Here is a 17,149-nt window from a genome sequence, read left to right on the forward strand (position 1 = left end):
GGGCGATTGTTTAATTTTCTACAAAAAGTGTTGCTCAAGCCGATGACAAAGCTCGCGCAATATCGTATTGTGCGAGCCATTATGGCAGCGGGGATGGCTTCCATTCCATTCACCATTGTAGGATCAATGATATTAGTATTAAATATTTTACCAACAGTTTTTCCTTTTTTAACTGGATTTTTTAATGCTACATTCTTTAAGTTTAGTGACCTTTATATGATTGCTAATACAGCCACTATGGGGATTTTGGCGATGTACTTCAGCTTAGCGATTGGTTTTGAATTAACACGTATCATTCAGACCGAAGATAAACTCAAAGTCGCACCGTTGAATGGCGCTTTTCTTTCAATGTTTGCTTTCTTTATGTGTTTGCCAGAATTAGTCTTGAAAGGTGGCAAAATCGTATTATTGAACACGATTACACCAGATGTCAAAGTGATTAATGGTTTCAGAATGACAAGCACGATTGATCGCATTGGCACGAGTGGTATATTTACCGCAATTATTATGGCTGTGCTTGCCGTGTGGCTATACGCCTTCTGTGTTAAGCACAATTGGACAATTAAAATGCCTGATGCCGTACCAGAAGGTGTTTCAAGATCATTCACTGCGTTAATTCCTACATTCGTCATCGCATTTGTTGTGTTGGCTATTAATGGTGGGTTAGTGCTATTAGGAACAGATATATTTAAAATGATTGCCATTCCATTTAGCTTTGTTACAAGTATGACAAGTACTTGGTTAGGCATTATGGTGATTGAATTCTTGATTCATGCGTTATGGATCGTCGGTATTCATGGTGCAAATATTATTTCTGCTTTTATTACACCAATTTTCTTAGCAAATATGGTGGCCAATTCGCATGGCGCAAATATACCATTTGCCGGTGAGTTTAACAATTCTTTCGCGATTTTAGGTGGTTCTGGAGCAACATTAGGATTGTGTATATTTATCGCATTACTAGCGCGTTCCGAACAATTGAAAGTGTTAGGTCGAGCTGCTATTGTTCCCTCGTTCTTTAATATTAATGAGCCGTTAATATTTGGGTTACCAATTGTTTATAATCCTTACCTTGCCATTCCATTCTTTCTGGCACCCATGGTAACTGCTTCAGTTGCTTATGCAGCAATTAACTTTCACTTTATTCGGCCAATTGTCATTCAAGCACCGTGGCCATCACCAGTGGGTATCGGCGCATTTATCAGTACGGTTGACTGGAAAGCAGCTGTATTAGCAGTGATCTGTGTGATCATTGCCTTCCTGATTTATCTACCATTTATTAAAATCTATGACACAAAGTTGTATAATGACGAACAAGGGCGTAGTCAAGCATAAAAATTGGACAATGGCGTGTTATTGTTTTCTCTGCTACAATGATTTCAAGGAGAGATGGCATATGGTAAAAAAAGATGGTCACACACATACGCGTTTTTCACATCATGGCTCTGATGAACGGTTAGACAACTATATTGAACAAGCCATATCATTAGGATTCACGACGTATGTGGTAACAGAACATGCGCCGTTGCCGACAGAGTTCTTGGCACATTTTACAGGACCGGTTGCAGCACAAAATAGTTCGGCAATGTTATCAGCAGAATTAACAAGTTATCAAAAAGAGGTAGCGCGCGTTCAGAAAAAATATGCGGGTCAAATTGATGTTAAACGTGGTTTTGAAGTAGATTATTTACAAAATTATGAATCGGACATACGACAATTTCTATTAGCACAGGCTGATTGGATAGATGAGATTGTTTTATCAGTTCATTTTTTAACTAATCATGATCAGTTAGTGGCGCCGATTGATTTTGATCCGAAAACTTTGGCGACTTATTTTCCAAAGATTACACAATCGCCACAAGTTATTTTTGAGAATTATTTAGCAACAATTCAAAAAAGTTTAGATTTTGCGGCAACGCTGCCTGATCGTTTTGTAGTTCGAATCGGACATTTGACCTTAATTCGAAAATACCAAAAATATTTTAATCTGCCACAATTTGATTCTAGTAACCAGTTGCGTATAGATAATTTATTGCTACAAATCAAAAATAATCATTTTCAATTAGATTTAAATACTGCTGGTCTGCGTAAACCGTATAATGGTGAAACTTATCCAACCACCAATATAATTAAAAAAGCGCATGACCTCGATATTGAAATGGTTTATGGATCAGACGCTCATGAAGCCAGTGCTGTTGGGCAAGATTATCATGTTGTTGAATCATTTTTGACAAAAGTTAAAAATAAGTATTGACATATAATATTATGGGTGTATGATTAGTTTAATCTAATAAAACACGCTGAAATCGGAAGAGTAATTAAAATAATGTTGTACAGAAAGTGCCTAAGCTAACGCATTGAGATGGGCGCCTACGTTTTTAATGAAACACACCGATGAGTGAAATGATAAAAAATCATTTCGGAAACTCCCGATACCGAGTACACCTGTGTTAGCAGGTGAATGAGTAGGTAAACGCAAGTTTATCTAAAATCAAGGTGGGAACACGCGAAAACGTCCTTGCAAACTATGATACATAGTTTGCAAGGACGTTTTTTATTAGAAAAAGTTTAAGTTAGGAGTTGTTAATGAGCGATAAGATTTTGGCACCTGGGTCACATGATGAATTTGGAGAAACATTAGTACAAAAGCAGCAAATATGTCATGTGATCAGTACGACACTGAATGCAAAAAATTTTACGGCAATCAATACCCCATTAATCGAAAGAGAAAGTGTGTTTGAACAGTATCAGCAGGGTAATGTATTTCATTTGCGTGATCAAGTGGGCGAAAATCTCGTTTTGAGACCTGATCTCACATTACCGATAGCACGATTTTTATCGTCTAAAGTACAACAAGAAAAGACTCATCAGTTTTACTACATTGGGGATGTATTTCGTCGGACAAATTATTTGTCCGGCGAATACAACCAAGAAACACAGGCTGGTATTGAATTGATTGGCGACGCCAGCTTTAATGCAGAGATGGCAGCATTAGATATTATGCTAGATTTTGCGCAACAGTTTGGTATCGCAGATGTTCAGGTTGTCATTAGTGACACGAGGCTAATTGATCGGGTGTTGAACACGCTTGACATCTCTAAAATAGAACAAGCGGCACTTAAACAAGCTATTGAAGATAAAAATATGACAGCATTTGACAAAATTCAAAGGACTATTAAGAATTTTCCAGAAAATTTGAAACGTTGGCCTTTAGCTTTTGGCGAAGATGGTGAGACAGTGATGTGGCAGTTACAAGACTTGCCTGAGGTCAATGATATTGTTGAGCGGTGGTTGCAACTGGCCGCATTCATTCATGAACGTTATCCCGATGTAGCAGTTACAGTTGATCTTGCGGCGTCATCGCCACAAGCCTATTACACAGGTACGATCATACGCGGCTTTGTCCCGAGTTTGGGACGATATCTTTTCAGTGGTGGTCGATATGATAGCTTATTAGAAAACTTTCAAAATCAGCAGCTACCTGCTGTTGGTATGGGTTTAAATATTGACACAATTATGGCAGACTGGCGGCGTGAAGCAGTCGATCATAAACCAGTTGAACCAATTGTTGTTGTTTTAGCTAAAGGGCGTGTTGAGCAAGCCACGCGACCATTATTAAAATCAGCTGGTATTGACACAACACCATTAGATAATCCTGAACGAAAATTAATATTTGATAGTCCAGATGGTATTTACCGATTTATCTTAGTCAAACCAGAAGATGTTGTAAAGTACCTTGATCGTGGCATTGGTGATATTGGTATTGTTGGTTCAGATACAATAGCTGAGCAAATTCAAAATCATTTTGATGTGCTTGATTTGCAAACTGGACAGGCAAATTTTGTCCTTGCTGCACCTCGACATTTTAATATTGCTGGTTTGCAACGCCAGCGTATTGCAACAAAGTATCCCAGAGTAGCTGGACAATATTTCGCTAAACGCGGTGAAGATGTCGAACTGATTAAATTATCTGGATCAGTAGAGTTAGGGCCTTTAACTGGATTAGCAGATGCAATTATTGATATTACACAAACAGGCAACACATTACGAGAAAATAACCTTGTAATTTATGACACTGTTGGCCGTGTGTCGACTCATCTACTCGTACGTCAAGGGGCATTACTCCAATTTCAATCAGAATTAAAGCAAGTCATCGACAACTTGATCACACGATTGAGTCAAAAAAAATGAGGGAATTATATGCAGATTATTAAAAATGAGTCGATTAATCAAATTAAGGCCCGTATTCGACAGCAAACGCTAAAAACAGTTGATCCACAGGTTGAAAATCGTGTTGCTGATATTATTGCAACTGTGCGCGAAAAAGGTGATGTTGCGCTAAAATCATATGCCAAAGCCTTTGATGATGTATCACTTGACGTATTAAAAGTGAGCTCATCGCAAATTAACCAAGCAATGAAATCGGTAGACCCTGAAGTAATTGCAGCCTTAGAAAAAGCAGCAGCCAATATCCGATCGTTTCACCAATTAGAGTTACAAACATCATTTGAAGATTCTCCACGCCCTGGTGTGCTACGCGGTACCAAAGTGACAGCGTTATCAGCAGTTGGCATTTATGTGCCTGGTGGTACGGCGGCTTACCCATCATCAGTCTTAATGAACGCACTGCCAGCTAAAATAGCCGGTGTTAAAAATATCATTATGGTAACACCACCACAAAAAGATGGTACCAATCCGGTGGTGTTGGCAGCAGCCAAAATAGCTGGCATTGATAGCATTTATCAAGTGGGTGGTGCACAAGCCATTGCGGCACTTGCATACGGTACAGAGTCAATACCAAAAGTAGATAAAATCACGGGGCCTGGCAACGCTTATGTCGCCACTGCCAAGCGCGCAGTTTACGGACAAGTTGCGATTGATATGATTGCAGGACCGTCAGAAATAGGTATTTTAGCCGACGATTCGGCACGTCCACAAGATGTTGCGGCCGATTTATTGTCACAAGCCGAGCATGATGTTAATGCGCGAGCCATTTTGATTACAAATTCAGAAAAATTAGCGCAAGCTGTTTCGGATGAAGTGGACAAACAACTGCTCACATTGCCGCGTGTTGATATCGCGCGTGCTGCAGTCGATAGTAACGGTTTTATTTATCTCGTTGACACAGTTGATGACATGATTGATTTAATGAATGTTGTTGCACCAGAACATTTGGAAATTCAGCTGGAAAATGCCTATGATTACTTAGCTAAAATACAAAATGCCGGCTCTGTATTTCTGGGAAAATATGCCTCTGAACCCTTAGGTGACTACCTTGCCGGACCAAATCATATTTTACCAACTGGTGGTACTGCGAGGTTTAGTTCAGCATTGGGTGTTTGGGATTTTCAAAAGCGCATTCAATATTTGGACTATTCACAAGCCGCGTTAAGCGATGATGCCAGCGATGTTGCTGCACTAGCCCGTGAAGAGGGGTTAGAAGCTCACGCACGTGCCATTGAAGTACGTCAATCTTAATGAAATTTTCATCAGAAAGGAGTTGAATGACTGATGTCCAGAACAGCAACGATTACACGGCATACATTTGAAACACAAATCACATTAACTTTAAATATTGATGAACAAACTCCTATTTCAGTCGATACGGGTATTGGTTATATGGATCATATGCTCACTTTATTTGCTAAACATGGTCGATTTGGCCTGCAAGTTAAGGTCAGCGGAGATTTGCATGTTGATTCACACCATACCACAGAGGATATTGGTATTGCCTTAGGTGAGGCATTTACACAAGCCTTAGGCGATAAATCTAGCATCGAACGTTATGGCGCACAGTTCGTACCGATGGATGAGACGTTGACACGAACAGTTGTTGATTTATCTGGTCGAGCATATTTAGTATTTACAGCTGAATTAACAGCACCTGTGTTGGGCACCTTTGAAACAGAGGTTGTTGAAGACTTTTGGCAAGGATTTGCAGATCAAGCACATGCTAATGTGCATATTGCTGTTTTGTATGGTCGTAATACACATCATAAAATCGAAAGTATTTTCAAAGCTATGGGGCGTACGATGCGTCAAGCTGTGACACGTAATCCTGAAATTATTGGGGTTAATTCGACAAAAGGAGTGATTTAATGTCAAAAGAAAATCCGTTTATTGCCGTGATTGATTATGGCGCAGGTAATATTCGAAATGTTATGAAAGCCATCGCTTATGTGAATATGCCAGCAAAATTGACCAAAGATCCTGATGAAATTTTGGCTGCTGATGGCATTGTTATTCCTGGTGTTGGTGCTTACAGAGCAGCGATGGATAAAATCAAAGCCCATGACCTTGTCATACCGCTTCAAAAAGCCGCAGCAAATGGGACACCAATGCTTGGCGTTTGCCTCGGGATGCAATTATTGTTTGACTCGTCTACGGAATTTGGTGAAACAAGTGGCCTGGGGCTAATACCAGGTGAAGTCGTCACATTGCCGCAAAAACAAGGCTTTAAAGTACCACAAATGGGTTGGAATCAAAATAACGTTGCCATTGAAAATTCACTTACTCAAGGGATTAAAGATGAATTTACTTACTTTGTTCATTCATATTATGTTAAAACCGATGCAAAATATATTGCGGCTAGTGTGGATTATGGTGTGCAAGTGCCAAGTATTGTCATTAAAGATAATATTATTGGTGCCCAGTTCCATCCAGAAAAATCCGGTGAAGTCGGGTTGCGCGTTTGGCAAGCCTTTGCAGATATGGTATCAGATAAGGCGGTGATCGTATGATACTACCCGCAATTGATTTATTGGATGGTCAATCTGTACGTTTATTAAAAGGTGATTATAATGCAGTGACTGTCATTAATTCTGATCCAATCAAGCAAGCAAAACAAATAAATCATGCTGGCTTAAAGGCTTTACATGTTGTTGATTTGGATGGCGCGAAATCAGGCATAGCGTCTAATTTTAAAATCATTCTTGCTATACGCCAAGTATTTACCGGATTTATTGAGGTTGGTGGTGGCATTAGAACATTGGCGCAAATTGATCAGTACGCAAAAGCCGGCATTAACCGTGTCATTTTAGGTTCTGTTGCTTTAAAAAATCCTAATTTGGCACGGCAAGCGGTTGAAAAATATGGTGATTTAATAGCCGTAGGCATTGATGGTAAACATGGCAAAGTTGCAACGGAAGGCTGGCTTGAACAATCAACTGTCGACTTTGAAACCTTGCTGGCAAGCATGATAGCAATCGGCGTCGAAAATTTTATTGTCACCGATATCTCGCGTGATGGGACACTTAGTGGACCAAATACGGCACTGTTAGCTCAATTACAGCATCAATTTAGCCACATTAACGTTATTGCTAGCGGTGGCATTGCAACAATAGGTGATCTAAAAGCACTTAAACAAGTATATATACAAGATATCATTGTTGGCAAAGCTTTAGCGGCAGGTACAATATCATTGACGCAGTTGGCTGGATTGGAGGGATAATATGGCATTAGCAAAACGCATTGTACCGGCACTTGATGTCAAAAATGGTCGTGTGGTAAAAGGTATTAATTTTCTTAATTTAAAAGATATTGGCGATCCCGTTGATGCAGCAATTGCCTATCAAAATGCTGGCGCAGATGAATTGGTTTTCCTAGACATATCAGCGACACTTGAAGGCCGTAGCACGATGATAGATATGATTGAGCGTGTATCATCAGCCGTTTTCATCCCCTTAACAGCTGGTGGGGGCGTCAATGATTTAGCAAGTATGCGAGCGATTATTAAGGCAGGGGCAGATAAGGTATTTTTAAATTCAGCGGCGGTTGCAAACCCCTATCTGATTCGACAAGGTGCTGAATTATTTGGATCACAAGCGATTGTTGGTGCGATTGATTCAAAATGGGATGAGCGTGCAAATAGGCATCGCGTTTATGTCTCAGGCGGTACCAAACCAACAGACCTGGAAACGACGCGTTGGGCGCAGAAGATGATACAGTATGGCGCAGGTGAGTTGCTTGTGACAAGTATGGATACTGATGGCACCAAACAAGGGTATGATGTCGCTTTGTACCAAGCCCTTAATAAAGTCGTTAATGTGCCAATTGTTGCAAGTGGTGGCGCGGGGGATTTATCGGATTTTGTTGCAGTATTTAAATCAGGACGGGTTGATGCTGCTTTAGCTGCTTCGGTATTTCATTATGGAGAAATTGCTATTCCTAATTTAAAGCAGCGGTTACATCATGAAGGGATGGTTGTCAGATTATGACAGTGGAACAAAAACCAAATTTCAATAAGGATTCTCAAAATCATCTGCTACCAGCTATTATTACAGATGCAACGACTGGTGCTATTTTGATGTTGGGTTATATGAATGAAGCAAGTTATGAGTTAACTAAATCTACAGGAGAAACGTGGTTTTGGTCACGCGAACGAGCAACGCTTTGGCATAAAGGCGAAACGAGTGGCCATACGCAACGTGTTGTCTCCATGACTTTGGATTGTGATTTGGACACATTGTTGATTCAGGTTATGCCTAACGGACAAGCTTGTCACACAGGGGCATACTCTTGCTTTTTTAACAGCGTGTCTGGCGACACATTGACGAATAATAATCAAGCGCAGATCACAAATCAGTGGACAACAGGTAATTTTCCACAGGCGTAATGCGTAGCAAAGGGATGATAATATGGCACAACAAACGATTGAATCATTGTATGAGCAGGCATTAGTTCGAAAAAGCCAACCAGAAGAAAGTTCATACACAAATTATCTTTATACAAAGGGATTAGACAAAATTCTCAAAAAAATTGGAGAAGAGTCAACAGAGGTTATTCTTGGCGCAAAAAACACGAATGATGAATTAATTTATGAAACGGCCGATTTATTATTTCATTTAATGGTATTATTAGTTGAAAAGGGTGTCTCACTTGATGACATCAAAAATGAACTTGGCAGTCGGGAAGGTCAAAAATCACGACTGCATGAGCGTCAGAATTGGAGAGTAGAAGAATGAAAGAATCAATTAAACATATGTCTGCTTATCAGGCAGAATTACCAGCTGAGGTAGTTAAAGCCAAGTATGGGTTACAACATTTGGCTCGTTTATCTGCTAATGAGTCTGTCTATGGGCCAACACCTAAAGTAGCACAGGCAATCAAAGCGACACCAGATGATATTCTAGGCTATTATCCAGATGGTCAGGCCACAGCGTTACGTGAAGCGGTTGCCAAGCATGATCAAGTGGCACCTGAAAGCTTGGTATTTGGCGTTGGCGCTGATGAGTTAATTCAATTATTAACACGAACGGTATTAACCCCAGGATCAAATATTATTGTGCCAGACCCGACTTTTGGTGAATATGCGATGCACGCTCAAATTGAACAGGCTGATACAAAAAAAATACCTGTTCAACCAGCAACAGGACAACTTGATTTTGATGCTATGCTTGAGGCAGTTGATGACAAAACAACGATGGTATGGTTGGCAAATCCCAACAATCCAACTGGAGTATTCGAAAAGCGAACGGATATTTTAACTTTTTTGGATCAGTTACCAAAGTCAGTCGTGCTGGTTGTTGATGAAGCTTATTATGATTTTGTGGCTGAACCAGATGCTACGGTTGCTAGAGATGTTGATAACTATGAGAACCTTGTTGTTTTGCGCACACTTTCTAAAGCGTACGGTTTAGCTAACTTACGTGTTGGATATGGCATTATGCAAGAGCCATTGTACGGCGTTATGCAAGCAGTTCGCTTACCATATAATTTAAACACTTATCAAATTGTTGGTGGTACAGCTGCTATCGACGACCAGGATTACCTAAACCAAGTTGTCCGTAAAGTAATTGAGGAAAGAACGGCGTTTCAGACGTTTTTATATGAAAATCAATTTACATTTTATGAGTCACAAACGAACTTTATCTGGATTAAAGTTGGTGATACAAAAAAATATGGCGCGCGTTTGTTGTCAAAAGGCTATCAGGTTAATGATCGCTTAAATGCTGAATGGCTTCGAATTGCTTTAGGTACCCCAGAAGATAACCGTGGCATGCAACAAGTTTTGCTTGAGCTAAAAAACGCTTAATTTAAAAACAATAAGCAGTATGGTCATGTGAGTAGAATTTTACGAAAAAATTATCGTGTTATTGTGAGAATGATAATATTCTACTGGATTTAATCTACCTTACTGCTTTTTTATATGGTAAAATATATAAGTAAAAGACGTTTCGAGTTTTTAATGTTCGTTTTTTACTAAAAAATAAAATGTATGTCCACAGAGGGACACTCACGGATAGGCGCAAACAGGCCATTGTTGGTTGTTAACGACAAGGCTTTCTCCGATAAACCTATCCCGTCTGAAAGCAGCTGGGGAATGTACTAGGAGAAAAATATGTCTGGTGTAATTGTTGTTGGCTCGCAGTGGGGCGATGAAGGTAAAGGAAAGATTGTTGATTTTTTTGCTGAAAACGCTGATGCAGTCGTTCGTTATCAAGGTGGAAATAATGCAGGGCATACGATCTGGCATGGTGAGACGAAATTCGAATTATCAGCTTTACCATCAGGTATTTTGACAAAAGGTCAGCTAGCAATTCTTGGTAATGGCGTGGTTGTCAACCCTGAAGCTTTGTTAGCAGAAATTGCAGAAGTTGAATCAAAAGGTATTTCAATTGAAAATTTACGTATTTCAAACCGTGCACATGTGATTATGCCATATCACATTGCGCTTGATAAAGCTGCTGAATCGGCCTCAAATAATCGTATCGGTACAACAAAAAAGGGAATTGGACCAGCATATACAGATAAAATTTCCCGTGTTGGGATTCGTGTAGCTGATTTAATTGATCCAGAGGTTTTTGCTAAGTTACTTAAATCCTATCTACCATTTAAAAATAAACAATTGACTAAATTATATGGCGAAGAAGCTTTGGATTATGACACAATTTATAATACTTATGTTGAATATGGTCGTCAATTGGCACCCTATGTTACCGACACATCTTACTTATTAGGCCAATTAATGGCCAATAAGAAACGCGTGGTTTTTGAAGGTGCTCAAGGCATTATGTTAGATGTGGATCACGGGACATATCCCTATGTTACAAGCTCTAACCCGACTGCTGGTGGCGTCATGAACGGCGCTGGTGTAGGACCTAAGCAAATACAAGATGTTGTGGGTGTTATTAAAGCCTATACATCACGTGTTGGAGAAGGACCGTTTCCAACTGAATTGCATGATAACATCGCAGATCATATTCGCGAAGTTGGGCATGAATATGGCGTTGTGACTAAGCGTCCCCGACGTATTGGTTGGTTAGACGCTGTGGCCTTAAGGCATGCCGTACAGGTTTCAGGATTGACTAAGTTGGCAATTAACTCTCTTGATGTATTGTCTGGCCTTAAGGAGCTAAAAATTGCAACCTCATATACTTATAAGGGTGAAGAAATTCACCATTTTCCAGCCTCAGACGCGTGGTTTGAAGGCTTGGATGTGAATTGTGAAACGCTTCCAGGATGGGATGAAGACATCACTGGCGTGACATCGTTTGATCAATTACCAGTCAATGCACAAAATTACTTGAAACGTATATCCGAGTTGCTCGAAGTTGAATTGTTGAGCTTTGCGGTGGGGCCAAAACCTGAAGAGACACATCTTCTGAGTGAAGTTTGGCAATGATTTTTCCAGTATAAATATGTGTATGGTACAATTGTTTTATGAAAATAAGAAACTCAGATTTACTATTTGTTCGTAGTCAGCATCATGATATTGATGAGGCAATAACTGCTTCAACTGGTGAATATGTACATGTGGCAATTGTTATTGATGAAAAAACTGTGATTCATGCAACATCGCGTTTTGGGGTTGTAACACAAACACTTAGTGACTTTTTAAAAACGTTTGAACATGCGGATGTTTATCGGCCAACAATTGAAAATCTAGCTGGCGTTGTTACGCGCGCGCAACAGGCTAACCAACGTCCTTATAATTTTTCGTTTTATCCAGATGACCCAGGATTTTATTGCTCACAATTAGTAGTCATGGCATTTGCAGATGTATTAACAATTGAAGAGCAACCGATGCAATTTGGTGATGGGAAGCAAGAAATATCAGACTTTTGGCAAGATTATTACGCCAAATTAGGTGTTGCGGTACCGTTAAATAAGCCAGGCACCAATCCTAGCCAGCTAGCTCACTTAGATGAGTTTCAATTGGTTGGTGTACTATAAATGATGTGTCACGAATGATGATGAAAAAATGCCTGATAGTAAGTATGTTTACTATCAGGCATTTTTGTGTATGTCAAAGCACCTATGTTTTTACTATAAGTGATCAGTTATTTCTTCAAGACAACTGATTATCATGTTGTAAGGTAACTAATCGTTCTCTTAATGCATCATCATACGCAGTTAAATACAAACCATATTTCCCACGTTTAATTAATACATTCAACACATTAGCGATAAAGTCTTGATATTGTGCTGGCGTGAATTGTAAATCTTGACGTTTTTTGAAAATTTCTTTATGTGAATATTTTTCTGGTAAAACAGTCATATGATCTGTTTTAGCATCATAACCAAAAGATGGGCCAATAATCATGCCAACATAATTCAAGTCGAAGCCTTGTAATGTGTAAATTGTCCCTACCTGAGTGATAGAAGATTCACGTTTTGCCCAATGTGTCCGTTGCGGATCCCATTCATCCCAAGGCAAAGAGAACGTATCCATTTCAACATTATGACGACCGTTAATTCTTGGAAATCCAGATGTTGCTACGACACGGCTTAAGCCAACTGTTTTATTTTTAGATTTTATTTTTTCATAGAGGGCACCTGCAGTTGAAAATACCTCAAATTCAAAATTACTATCGTTGGGAAAGGGTGTGAGGGGGTTTTGGGCCGTAAGATTATCCAGCCAATTAATCTGCGATTCGCTAGCAATCATACGATATTGAAAGTCCATATTAAATTGCTGATATGGATTGTCACCTATTGTATTTAATAATAGCTCTTGCGACCAATACATTTTAGATTGAAAAACTTGATTGAAATCATAAACCACGACAACAATTTTAGCTAATTGCATCAGATCAGTGAGTTGGTTTTTGCCGCGATAATGAGCGTAAGGCTCTGACTTTGAATATAGTAAGTGGGCCTCATCTACAAAAATAACATCGTATTTGCGATGGTTTTTCTGTGCATCGTTGATGAGAGCTGTTGGTCGGCGAATATCACGTGGATTAAGTCCGGGAAAGTCTTTTGCCATATCCTGATAAGCTTTATAAAGTTCAGGATGATTGACTACCAGAGCAGTTTTGTACTGCGAGTCAGTCATGTATTGTTTGACCAACTGCATGAGAACAACTGATTTCCCAGTGCCAGCGGCGCCTTGAATAATCGCAACAGCATGTTGCTTTTTAAGCAAGCTGTCATGAATATAAGTATTTAACTGAGTGATAACATGTTGTTGATCATCAGATAATTGATCAATTAAAAACTGTGCTTCCAAAATTTTGTTCATTATAAATTACCTCATTAATAAACATTATACTATAACATGTTACACATCAAAGTAAAAATGGGTGGCATGTGTTTGGCCTCATACCAAACACATGCCACCCAGTGGCACTTTTTAAATTAAGCTTTGACATACTAATTTTCGGAAATGACAATGTCATTTGTGATATTGTCAATATCTGCAAATAATTGTGTACTTTCTGGATGTTCTAAATAATAATCAGCTAGATGATCTGCGATTTTGTCTTGTAATACCCGACGAAGAGGTCGTGCACCAAGTGTTGGATTATAGCCTAATTCGGCCAGTTTAGCTTTAGCGGCATCACTGACGCGCACATTTAAATGATTATCAGCCAAGTTGACATTCATGTCAGCTATCATAAGGTCTACAATTGATAGTAAATGCGTTTTTGATAATTGTTGGAATTCAATAATGTCATCAAAACGGTTCAAAAATTCAGGTCGGAAATAACTTTCCAAGCGTTGCAGTAGACGGCTCTGAGAATCAATTTGATTAAATCCCATTGGTGTGTTGCCTGTGTCTGTTGAGCCAGCGTTAGATGTCATAATAATAACAGTGTCTTTAAAGCTGACAACATGTCCTTGTGCATCTGTTAGGCGACCATCATCCAAGATTTGTAAAAACATATTCATAACATCAGGATGCGCTTTTTCTGCCTCGTCAATCAAAATCAATGAGTAGGGGTGACGACGAACTTGTTCGGTTAGTTGGCCAGCTTCTTCATAACCAACATATCCAGCAGGCGCACCAATCATTTTCGAAACAGCATGTTTTTCCATATACTCTGACATGTCAAAACGAATTAAGGCTTCTTTGCTGCCAAACATTTCTTTGGCAAGTTGTTTAGCTAATTCTGTCTTACCTACACCAGTTGGTCCAACAAAGAGGAATGATCCAATTGGACGACCAGATTTGGTTAAACCAATACGATTTCGGCGAATCGCTTTAGCGACAGTTTGAACAGCTAATTCTTGTCCGATGACATGATCTGACAAATGGCTGTCAAGCTCTTGCAACTGATTTGCTTCATTATCCTTTAAGTCACCGACGGGAATATCAGTTTTGTCTTCGATGATTTTTAAAATATCTTTTTCAGTAATGGTTTGAGGTTTAAACATTTCAGGATGAGCCTCGACTTGTACTTTTTGAGATTCAAGTTGATTCGTTTGATCTCGCCAATAACTAGCCTTTTCGAAATCTTCCTTGTCAATGGCCTCTTGCTTTAGTTTATCAGCAGTATCTATTTTAGATTGAATTGCCTTAGGGTCTGTAATTGTCATCGTTAGGTTTTTCCGTGAGCCAGCCTCGTCAATCAAATCAATCGCCTTATCTGGTAAAAATCGTTCAGGGATGTAGCGGTCGGATAAGTCAACTGCTGCAGCAATAGCATCATCTGTAAAACGAACATGATGATAAGCTTCATAGCGTTGTTGGATACCTTTTAGGATTGTAACCGTGGCTTCCTTAGATGGTTCTTCAACTTGAACAGGTTGGAAACGACGTGCAATAGCACCATCTTTTTCAATTTTTCGGTACTCATTCAATGTTGTTGCACCGATTAATTGGAACTCACCTCGAGCAAGTGCAGGTTTTAAAATATTACCAGCATCCATACCGCCTTCAGCATTACCAGCACCCATAATTTCGTGTACCTCATCGATAAAGAGAATCACATCATCATTCTCGGCAACTTCTTTCATCAACTGGCGCATACGTGCTTCAAACTGACCACGCATGGCAGTGCCTTGCACCATAGCAGACATATCTAAGCGAATGACTTCCTTAGAACGTAGCTTTTCGGGCACTTTATTAGCAACAATTGCTTGAGCAAGTCCTTCAACAACCGCTGTTTTACCAACACCAGGCTCGCCAATTAGAACTGGATTATTTTTGGTACGACGATTGAGAATTTCAATTGTACGTGCAACCTCTAAGTCACGGCCAATAACAGGATCAAGTTTGCCTTCACGTGCTTGTTGCGTTAAATTAATACCGTATTCTTCTAATAATGTTGGTCGTTTCTTATTTTTATCTTTTTTATTTTGTTGTTGTGAGCCAAAATTGGCTTGGCTGTTATCTTGCGCGGATTGCATTTGATCGTTCATAGCGCGCATCATTTCGTCAAAATTAATGTTACTAAATCCAAATGGGTCTTGTGATGCCATAGTATCAAGTCGTGCAAAATAATACCACTAAAAGTAAAACTACTTTCAGTTACCTTGCACCTTTCCTTTCTATTTAATATGCCTTAAGTATAACACCCTAAGATTAAATTGCAATTAAAATTAGCACTCGTTTGTATTGAGTGCTAAAATAAATGTTGTATAATAGGTATGAGGTATTAATAATGGATTACGAACAACAATTAAATGATTTACGTGATGGCAAAATTAATCAAATAGATATCACACCAGAGACTTTTCCAGATTTTCAGAAAATTTGGCGGGATTTCCCATCTCAGAACCGAATTCGCGGTATTGCGGGAAAACAAGGCCACGTCAAATATGTCCGTGCAAATTAGTCGGCAAAAGCATATCTTTTTATGCTACAATACTATAAGTTAAGCATAAAATAAGGTGTGCATATTTTTTGATAACAGAAAGCACAAAAGGGGCAAGCATAGTGGCATTTTCATTTGGACAACGAAACGTCGGTATCGATCTTGGTACGGCCAACACATATGTATATATTGAAGGGCGCGGTATTGTGTTACGTGAGCCGTCTGTTGTGGCACGTAATACGCAAACAAACGAAGTTGTTGCTGTAGGGTCTGAAGCTAAAGATATGCTTGGTCGAACACCCGCCAGTATTGCAGCTATCCGTCCAATGCGTGATGGTGTTATTGCGGATTATGACACGACAGTGGCAATGATTCGTTATTATTTGCAAAAAGCATTGGGTGGCCGTATTGGAAAGCCTTATGTGACCATCGGTGTGCCCTCCGGTGTTACGGCGGTTGAGCGTCGCGCTGTTATTGACGCTGCCCGTGTGGCAGGTGCTCGTGATGCGTATGTCATTGAAGAGCCCTTTGCTGCTGCAGTTGGTGCAGGGTTACCTGTTATGGATCCAACTGGTTCCATGGTTGTAGATATGGGTGGTGGAACCACGGATGTTGCAACTATTTCGTTAGGTGGTATTGTATCAAGCCGGTCAATTCGTATTGCTGGTGATAAGTTAGATGAGGCCATTGCTAACTTCGTACGTAACAAGTACGATGTGACTATTGGAGAACCGACAGCTGAAAGACTAAAAATTGAGATTGGGGCGGCGTCATTAGAATTAGCAAGAACTTTGCCCGATGCCTCTGTCAGAGGCCGCGATTTATTGACAGGCTTACCAAAAACAATTGACGTGACTGCAGAAGATGTGGCGACAGCTATTCAAGAGCCTGTACAAGAAATTGTTGTTGCAATACGTGAGACGTTAGAATCGACGCAACCGGAGTTAGCAGCTGATGTCATTGATCATGGTATGGTCTTGACAGGTGGTGGTGCTATGTTACGCGATATGGACAAAATTATACAAGAGGCAACAAAGGTGCCAGTCTTAATTGCTAATGAACCGCTTGATGCTGTAGCAATTGGTACAGGTGAAGCGTTGAAGTCCATTGATGTTATGCGACAACGTTAATCATTAATTAAGATAATCGAACACCAGCGTAGCGCT

17 protein-coding genes are annotated in these 17,149 nt (G+C 39.7%); 15 read left to right on the forward strand and 2 right to left on the reverse strand.

Annotation, left to right across the window (positions count from 1 at the left end):
• Window positions 1–6 precede the first annotated feature (6 nt).
• The 13 genes from celB to LKI_RS08690 all read left to right on the forward strand — a co-directional run bounded on the left by celB (window position 7) and on the right by LKI_RS08690 (window position 12,174).
• On the forward strand, window positions 7–1,335 hold the full coding sequence (gene celB, locus LKI_RS08625; RefSeq protein WP_187286375.1) for a PTS cellobiose transporter subunit IIC: 1,329 nt from the start codon (window positions 7–9) through the stop codon (window positions 1,333–1,335).
• A 61-nt stretch (window positions 1,336–1,396) separates the two neighbouring features.
• On the forward strand, window positions 1,397–2,254 hold the full coding sequence (gene hisJ / locus LKI_RS08630; protein ID WP_013103760.1) for a histidinol-phosphatase HisJ: 858 nt from the start codon (window positions 1,397–1,399) through the stop codon (window positions 2,252–2,254).
• Between the two features lie 332 nt (window positions 2,255–2,586).
• On the forward strand, window positions 2,587–4,191 hold the full coding sequence (hisG, locus tag LKI_RS10785) for an ATP phosphoribosyltransferase (protein WP_013103761.1): 1,605 nt from the start codon (window positions 2,587–2,589) through the stop codon (window positions 4,189–4,191).
• Between the two features lie 9 nt (window positions 4,192–4,200).
• Complete coding sequence (hisD, locus tag LKI_RS08645) at window positions 4,201–5,478, forward strand: histidinol dehydrogenase (protein ID WP_013103762.1); 1,278 nt, start codon at window positions 4,201–4,203, stop codon at window positions 5,476–5,478.
• 33 nt (window positions 5,479–5,511) lie between these two features.
• Window positions 5,512–6,099, forward strand: coding sequence for an imidazoleglycerol-phosphate dehydratase HisB (gene hisB / locus LKI_RS08650; protein WP_013103763.1), 588 nt, complete (start codon window positions 5,512–5,514; stop codon window positions 6,097–6,099).
• Entirely contained in the window at window positions 6,099–6,740 is a 642-nt protein-coding gene (gene hisH / locus LKI_RS08655; protein ID WP_013103764.1) for an imidazole glycerol phosphate synthase subunit HisH, read from the forward strand. The genes hisB and hisH overlap by 1 nt, the downstream gene beginning before the upstream one ends.
• Entirely contained in the window at window positions 6,737–7,450 is a 714-nt protein-coding gene (hisA, locus tag LKI_RS08660) for a 1-(5-phosphoribosyl)-5-[(5-phosphoribosylamino)methylideneamino]imidazole-4-carboxamide isomerase (protein ID WP_013103765.1), read from the forward strand. Before hisH ends, hisA begins: the two co-directional genes overlap by 4 nt.
• Before the next feature lies 1 nt (window position 7,451).
• A complete protein-coding gene (gene hisF / locus LKI_RS08665) occupies window positions 7,452–8,216 on the forward strand; it encodes an imidazole glycerol phosphate synthase subunit HisF (protein ID WP_013103766.1) in 765 nt (254 codons plus the stop codon).
• Window positions 8,213–8,614 (forward strand): phosphoribosyl-AMP cyclohydrolase, encoded by a 402-nt coding sequence (gene hisI, locus LKI_RS08670; protein WP_013103767.1) that lies wholly within the window; start codon window positions 8,213–8,215, stop codon window positions 8,612–8,614. The genes hisF and hisI overlap by 4 nt, the downstream gene beginning before the upstream one ends.
• 22 nt (window positions 8,615–8,636) lie before the next feature.
• Window positions 8,637–8,963, forward strand: a complete 327-nt coding sequence (gene hisE, locus LKI_RS08675) for a phosphoribosyl-ATP diphosphatase (RefSeq protein ID WP_013103768.1) — start codon at window positions 8,637–8,639, stop codon at window positions 8,961–8,963.
• Entirely contained in the window at window positions 8,960–10,033 is a 1,074-nt protein-coding gene (hisC, locus tag LKI_RS08680; RefSeq protein ID WP_013103769.1) for a histidinol-phosphate transaminase, read from the forward strand. Before hisE ends, hisC begins: the two co-directional genes overlap by 4 nt.
• A 306-nt stretch (window positions 10,034–10,339) precedes the next feature.
• Window positions 10,340–11,623, forward strand: a complete 1,284-nt coding sequence (locus LKI_RS08685) for an adenylosuccinate synthase (protein ID WP_013103770.1) — start codon at window positions 10,340–10,342, stop codon at window positions 11,621–11,623.
• 38 nt (window positions 11,624–11,661) lie between these two features.
• Window positions 11,662–12,174: a YiiX/YebB-like N1pC/P60 family cysteine hydrolase gene (locus LKI_RS08690; protein WP_013103771.1), complete on the forward strand. Its 513-nt coding sequence runs from the start codon at window positions 11,662–11,664 to the stop codon at window positions 12,172–12,174.
• 115 nt (window positions 12,175–12,289) lie between these two features.
• Here LKI_RS08690 and LKI_RS08695 read toward each other — a convergent pair whose 3' ends face one another.
• Together LKI_RS08695 and LKI_RS08700 are read right to left on the reverse strand one after the other, a co-directional pair.
• Window positions 12,290–13,465: a DUF2075 domain-containing protein gene (locus LKI_RS08695; protein WP_013103772.1), complete on the reverse strand. Its 1,176-nt coding sequence runs from the start codon at window positions 13,463–13,465 to the stop codon at window positions 12,290–12,292.
• A 131-nt stretch (window positions 13,466–13,596) separates the two neighbouring features.
• Complete coding sequence (locus LKI_RS08700) at window positions 13,597–15,648, reverse strand: ATP-dependent Clp protease ATP-binding subunit (protein WP_013103773.1); 2,052 nt, start codon at window positions 15,646–15,648, stop codon at window positions 13,597–13,599.
• A gap of 182 nt (window positions 15,649–15,830) precedes the next feature.
• Between LKI_RS08700 and LKI_RS11025 the strand changes: the two genes are divergently transcribed.
• Entirely contained in the window at window positions 15,831–16,004 is a 174-nt protein-coding gene (locus LKI_RS11025) for a hypothetical protein (protein ID WP_013103774.1), read from the forward strand.
• Window positions 16,005–16,105: 101 nt separating this feature from the next.
• Window positions 16,106–17,113, forward strand: a complete 1,008-nt coding sequence (locus LKI_RS08705) for a rod shape-determining protein (RefSeq protein WP_013103775.1) — start codon at window positions 16,106–16,108, stop codon at window positions 17,111–17,113.
• Window positions 17,114–17,149: the final 36 nt, after the last annotated feature.

Origin of the sequence: Leuconostoc kimchii IMSNU 11154, from assembly GCF_000092505.1 — a bacterium.
Classification (GTDB): domain Bacteria; phylum Bacillota; class Bacilli; order Lactobacillales; family Lactobacillaceae; genus Leuconostoc; species Leuconostoc kimchii.

Excerpts from the sequence above, each read along its gene's own strand:
- hisJ (WP_013103760.1), top strand. The coding sequence starts at position 1,397 with ATGGTAAAAAAAGATGGTCACACACATACGCGTTTTTCACATCATGGC.
- hisG (WP_013103761.1), top strand. The coding sequence starts at position 2,587 with ATGAGCGATAAGATTTTGGCACCTGGGTCACATGATGAATTTGGAGAA.
- hisD (WP_013103762.1), top strand. The coding sequence starts at position 4,201 with ATGCAGATTATTAAAAATGAGTCGATTAATCAAATTAAGGCCCGTATT.
- hisB (WP_013103763.1), top strand. The coding sequence starts at position 5,512 with ATGTCCAGAACAGCAACGATTACACGGCATACATTTGAAACACAAATC.
- hisH (WP_013103764.1), top strand. The coding sequence starts at position 6,099 with ATGTCAAAAGAAAATCCGTTTATTGCCGTGATTGATTATGGCGCAGGT.
- hisA (WP_013103765.1), top strand. The coding sequence starts at position 6,737 with ATGATACTACCCGCAATTGATTTATTGGATGGTCAATCTGTACGTTTA.
- hisF (WP_013103766.1), top strand. The coding sequence starts at position 7,452 with ATGGCATTAGCAAAACGCATTGTACCGGCACTTGATGTCAAAAATGGT.
- hisI (WP_013103767.1), top strand. The coding sequence starts at position 8,213 with ATGACAGTGGAACAAAAACCAAATTTCAATAAGGATTCTCAAAATCAT.
- hisE (WP_013103768.1), top strand. The coding sequence starts at position 8,637 with ATGGCACAACAAACGATTGAATCATTGTATGAGCAGGCATTAGTTCGA.
- hisC (WP_013103769.1), top strand. The coding sequence starts at position 8,960 with ATGAAAGAATCAATTAAACATATGTCTGCTTATCAGGCAGAATTACCA.
- LKI_RS08685 (WP_013103770.1), top strand. The coding sequence starts at position 10,340 with ATGTCTGGTGTAATTGTTGTTGGCTCGCAGTGGGGCGATGAAGGTAAA.
- LKI_RS08690 (WP_013103771.1), top strand. The coding sequence starts at position 11,662 with ATGAAAATAAGAAACTCAGATTTACTATTTGTTCGTAGTCAGCATCAT.
- LKI_RS08695 (WP_013103772.1), bottom strand. The coding sequence starts at position 13,465 with ATGAACAAAATTTTGGAAGCACAGTTTTTAATTGATCAATTATCTGAT.
- LKI_RS08700 (WP_013103773.1), bottom strand. The coding sequence starts at position 15,648 with ATGGCATCACAAGACCCATTTGGATTTAGTAACATTAATTTTGACGAA.
- LKI_RS11025 (WP_013103774.1), top strand. The coding sequence starts at position 15,831 with ATGGATTACGAACAACAATTAAATGATTTACGTGATGGCAAAATTAAT.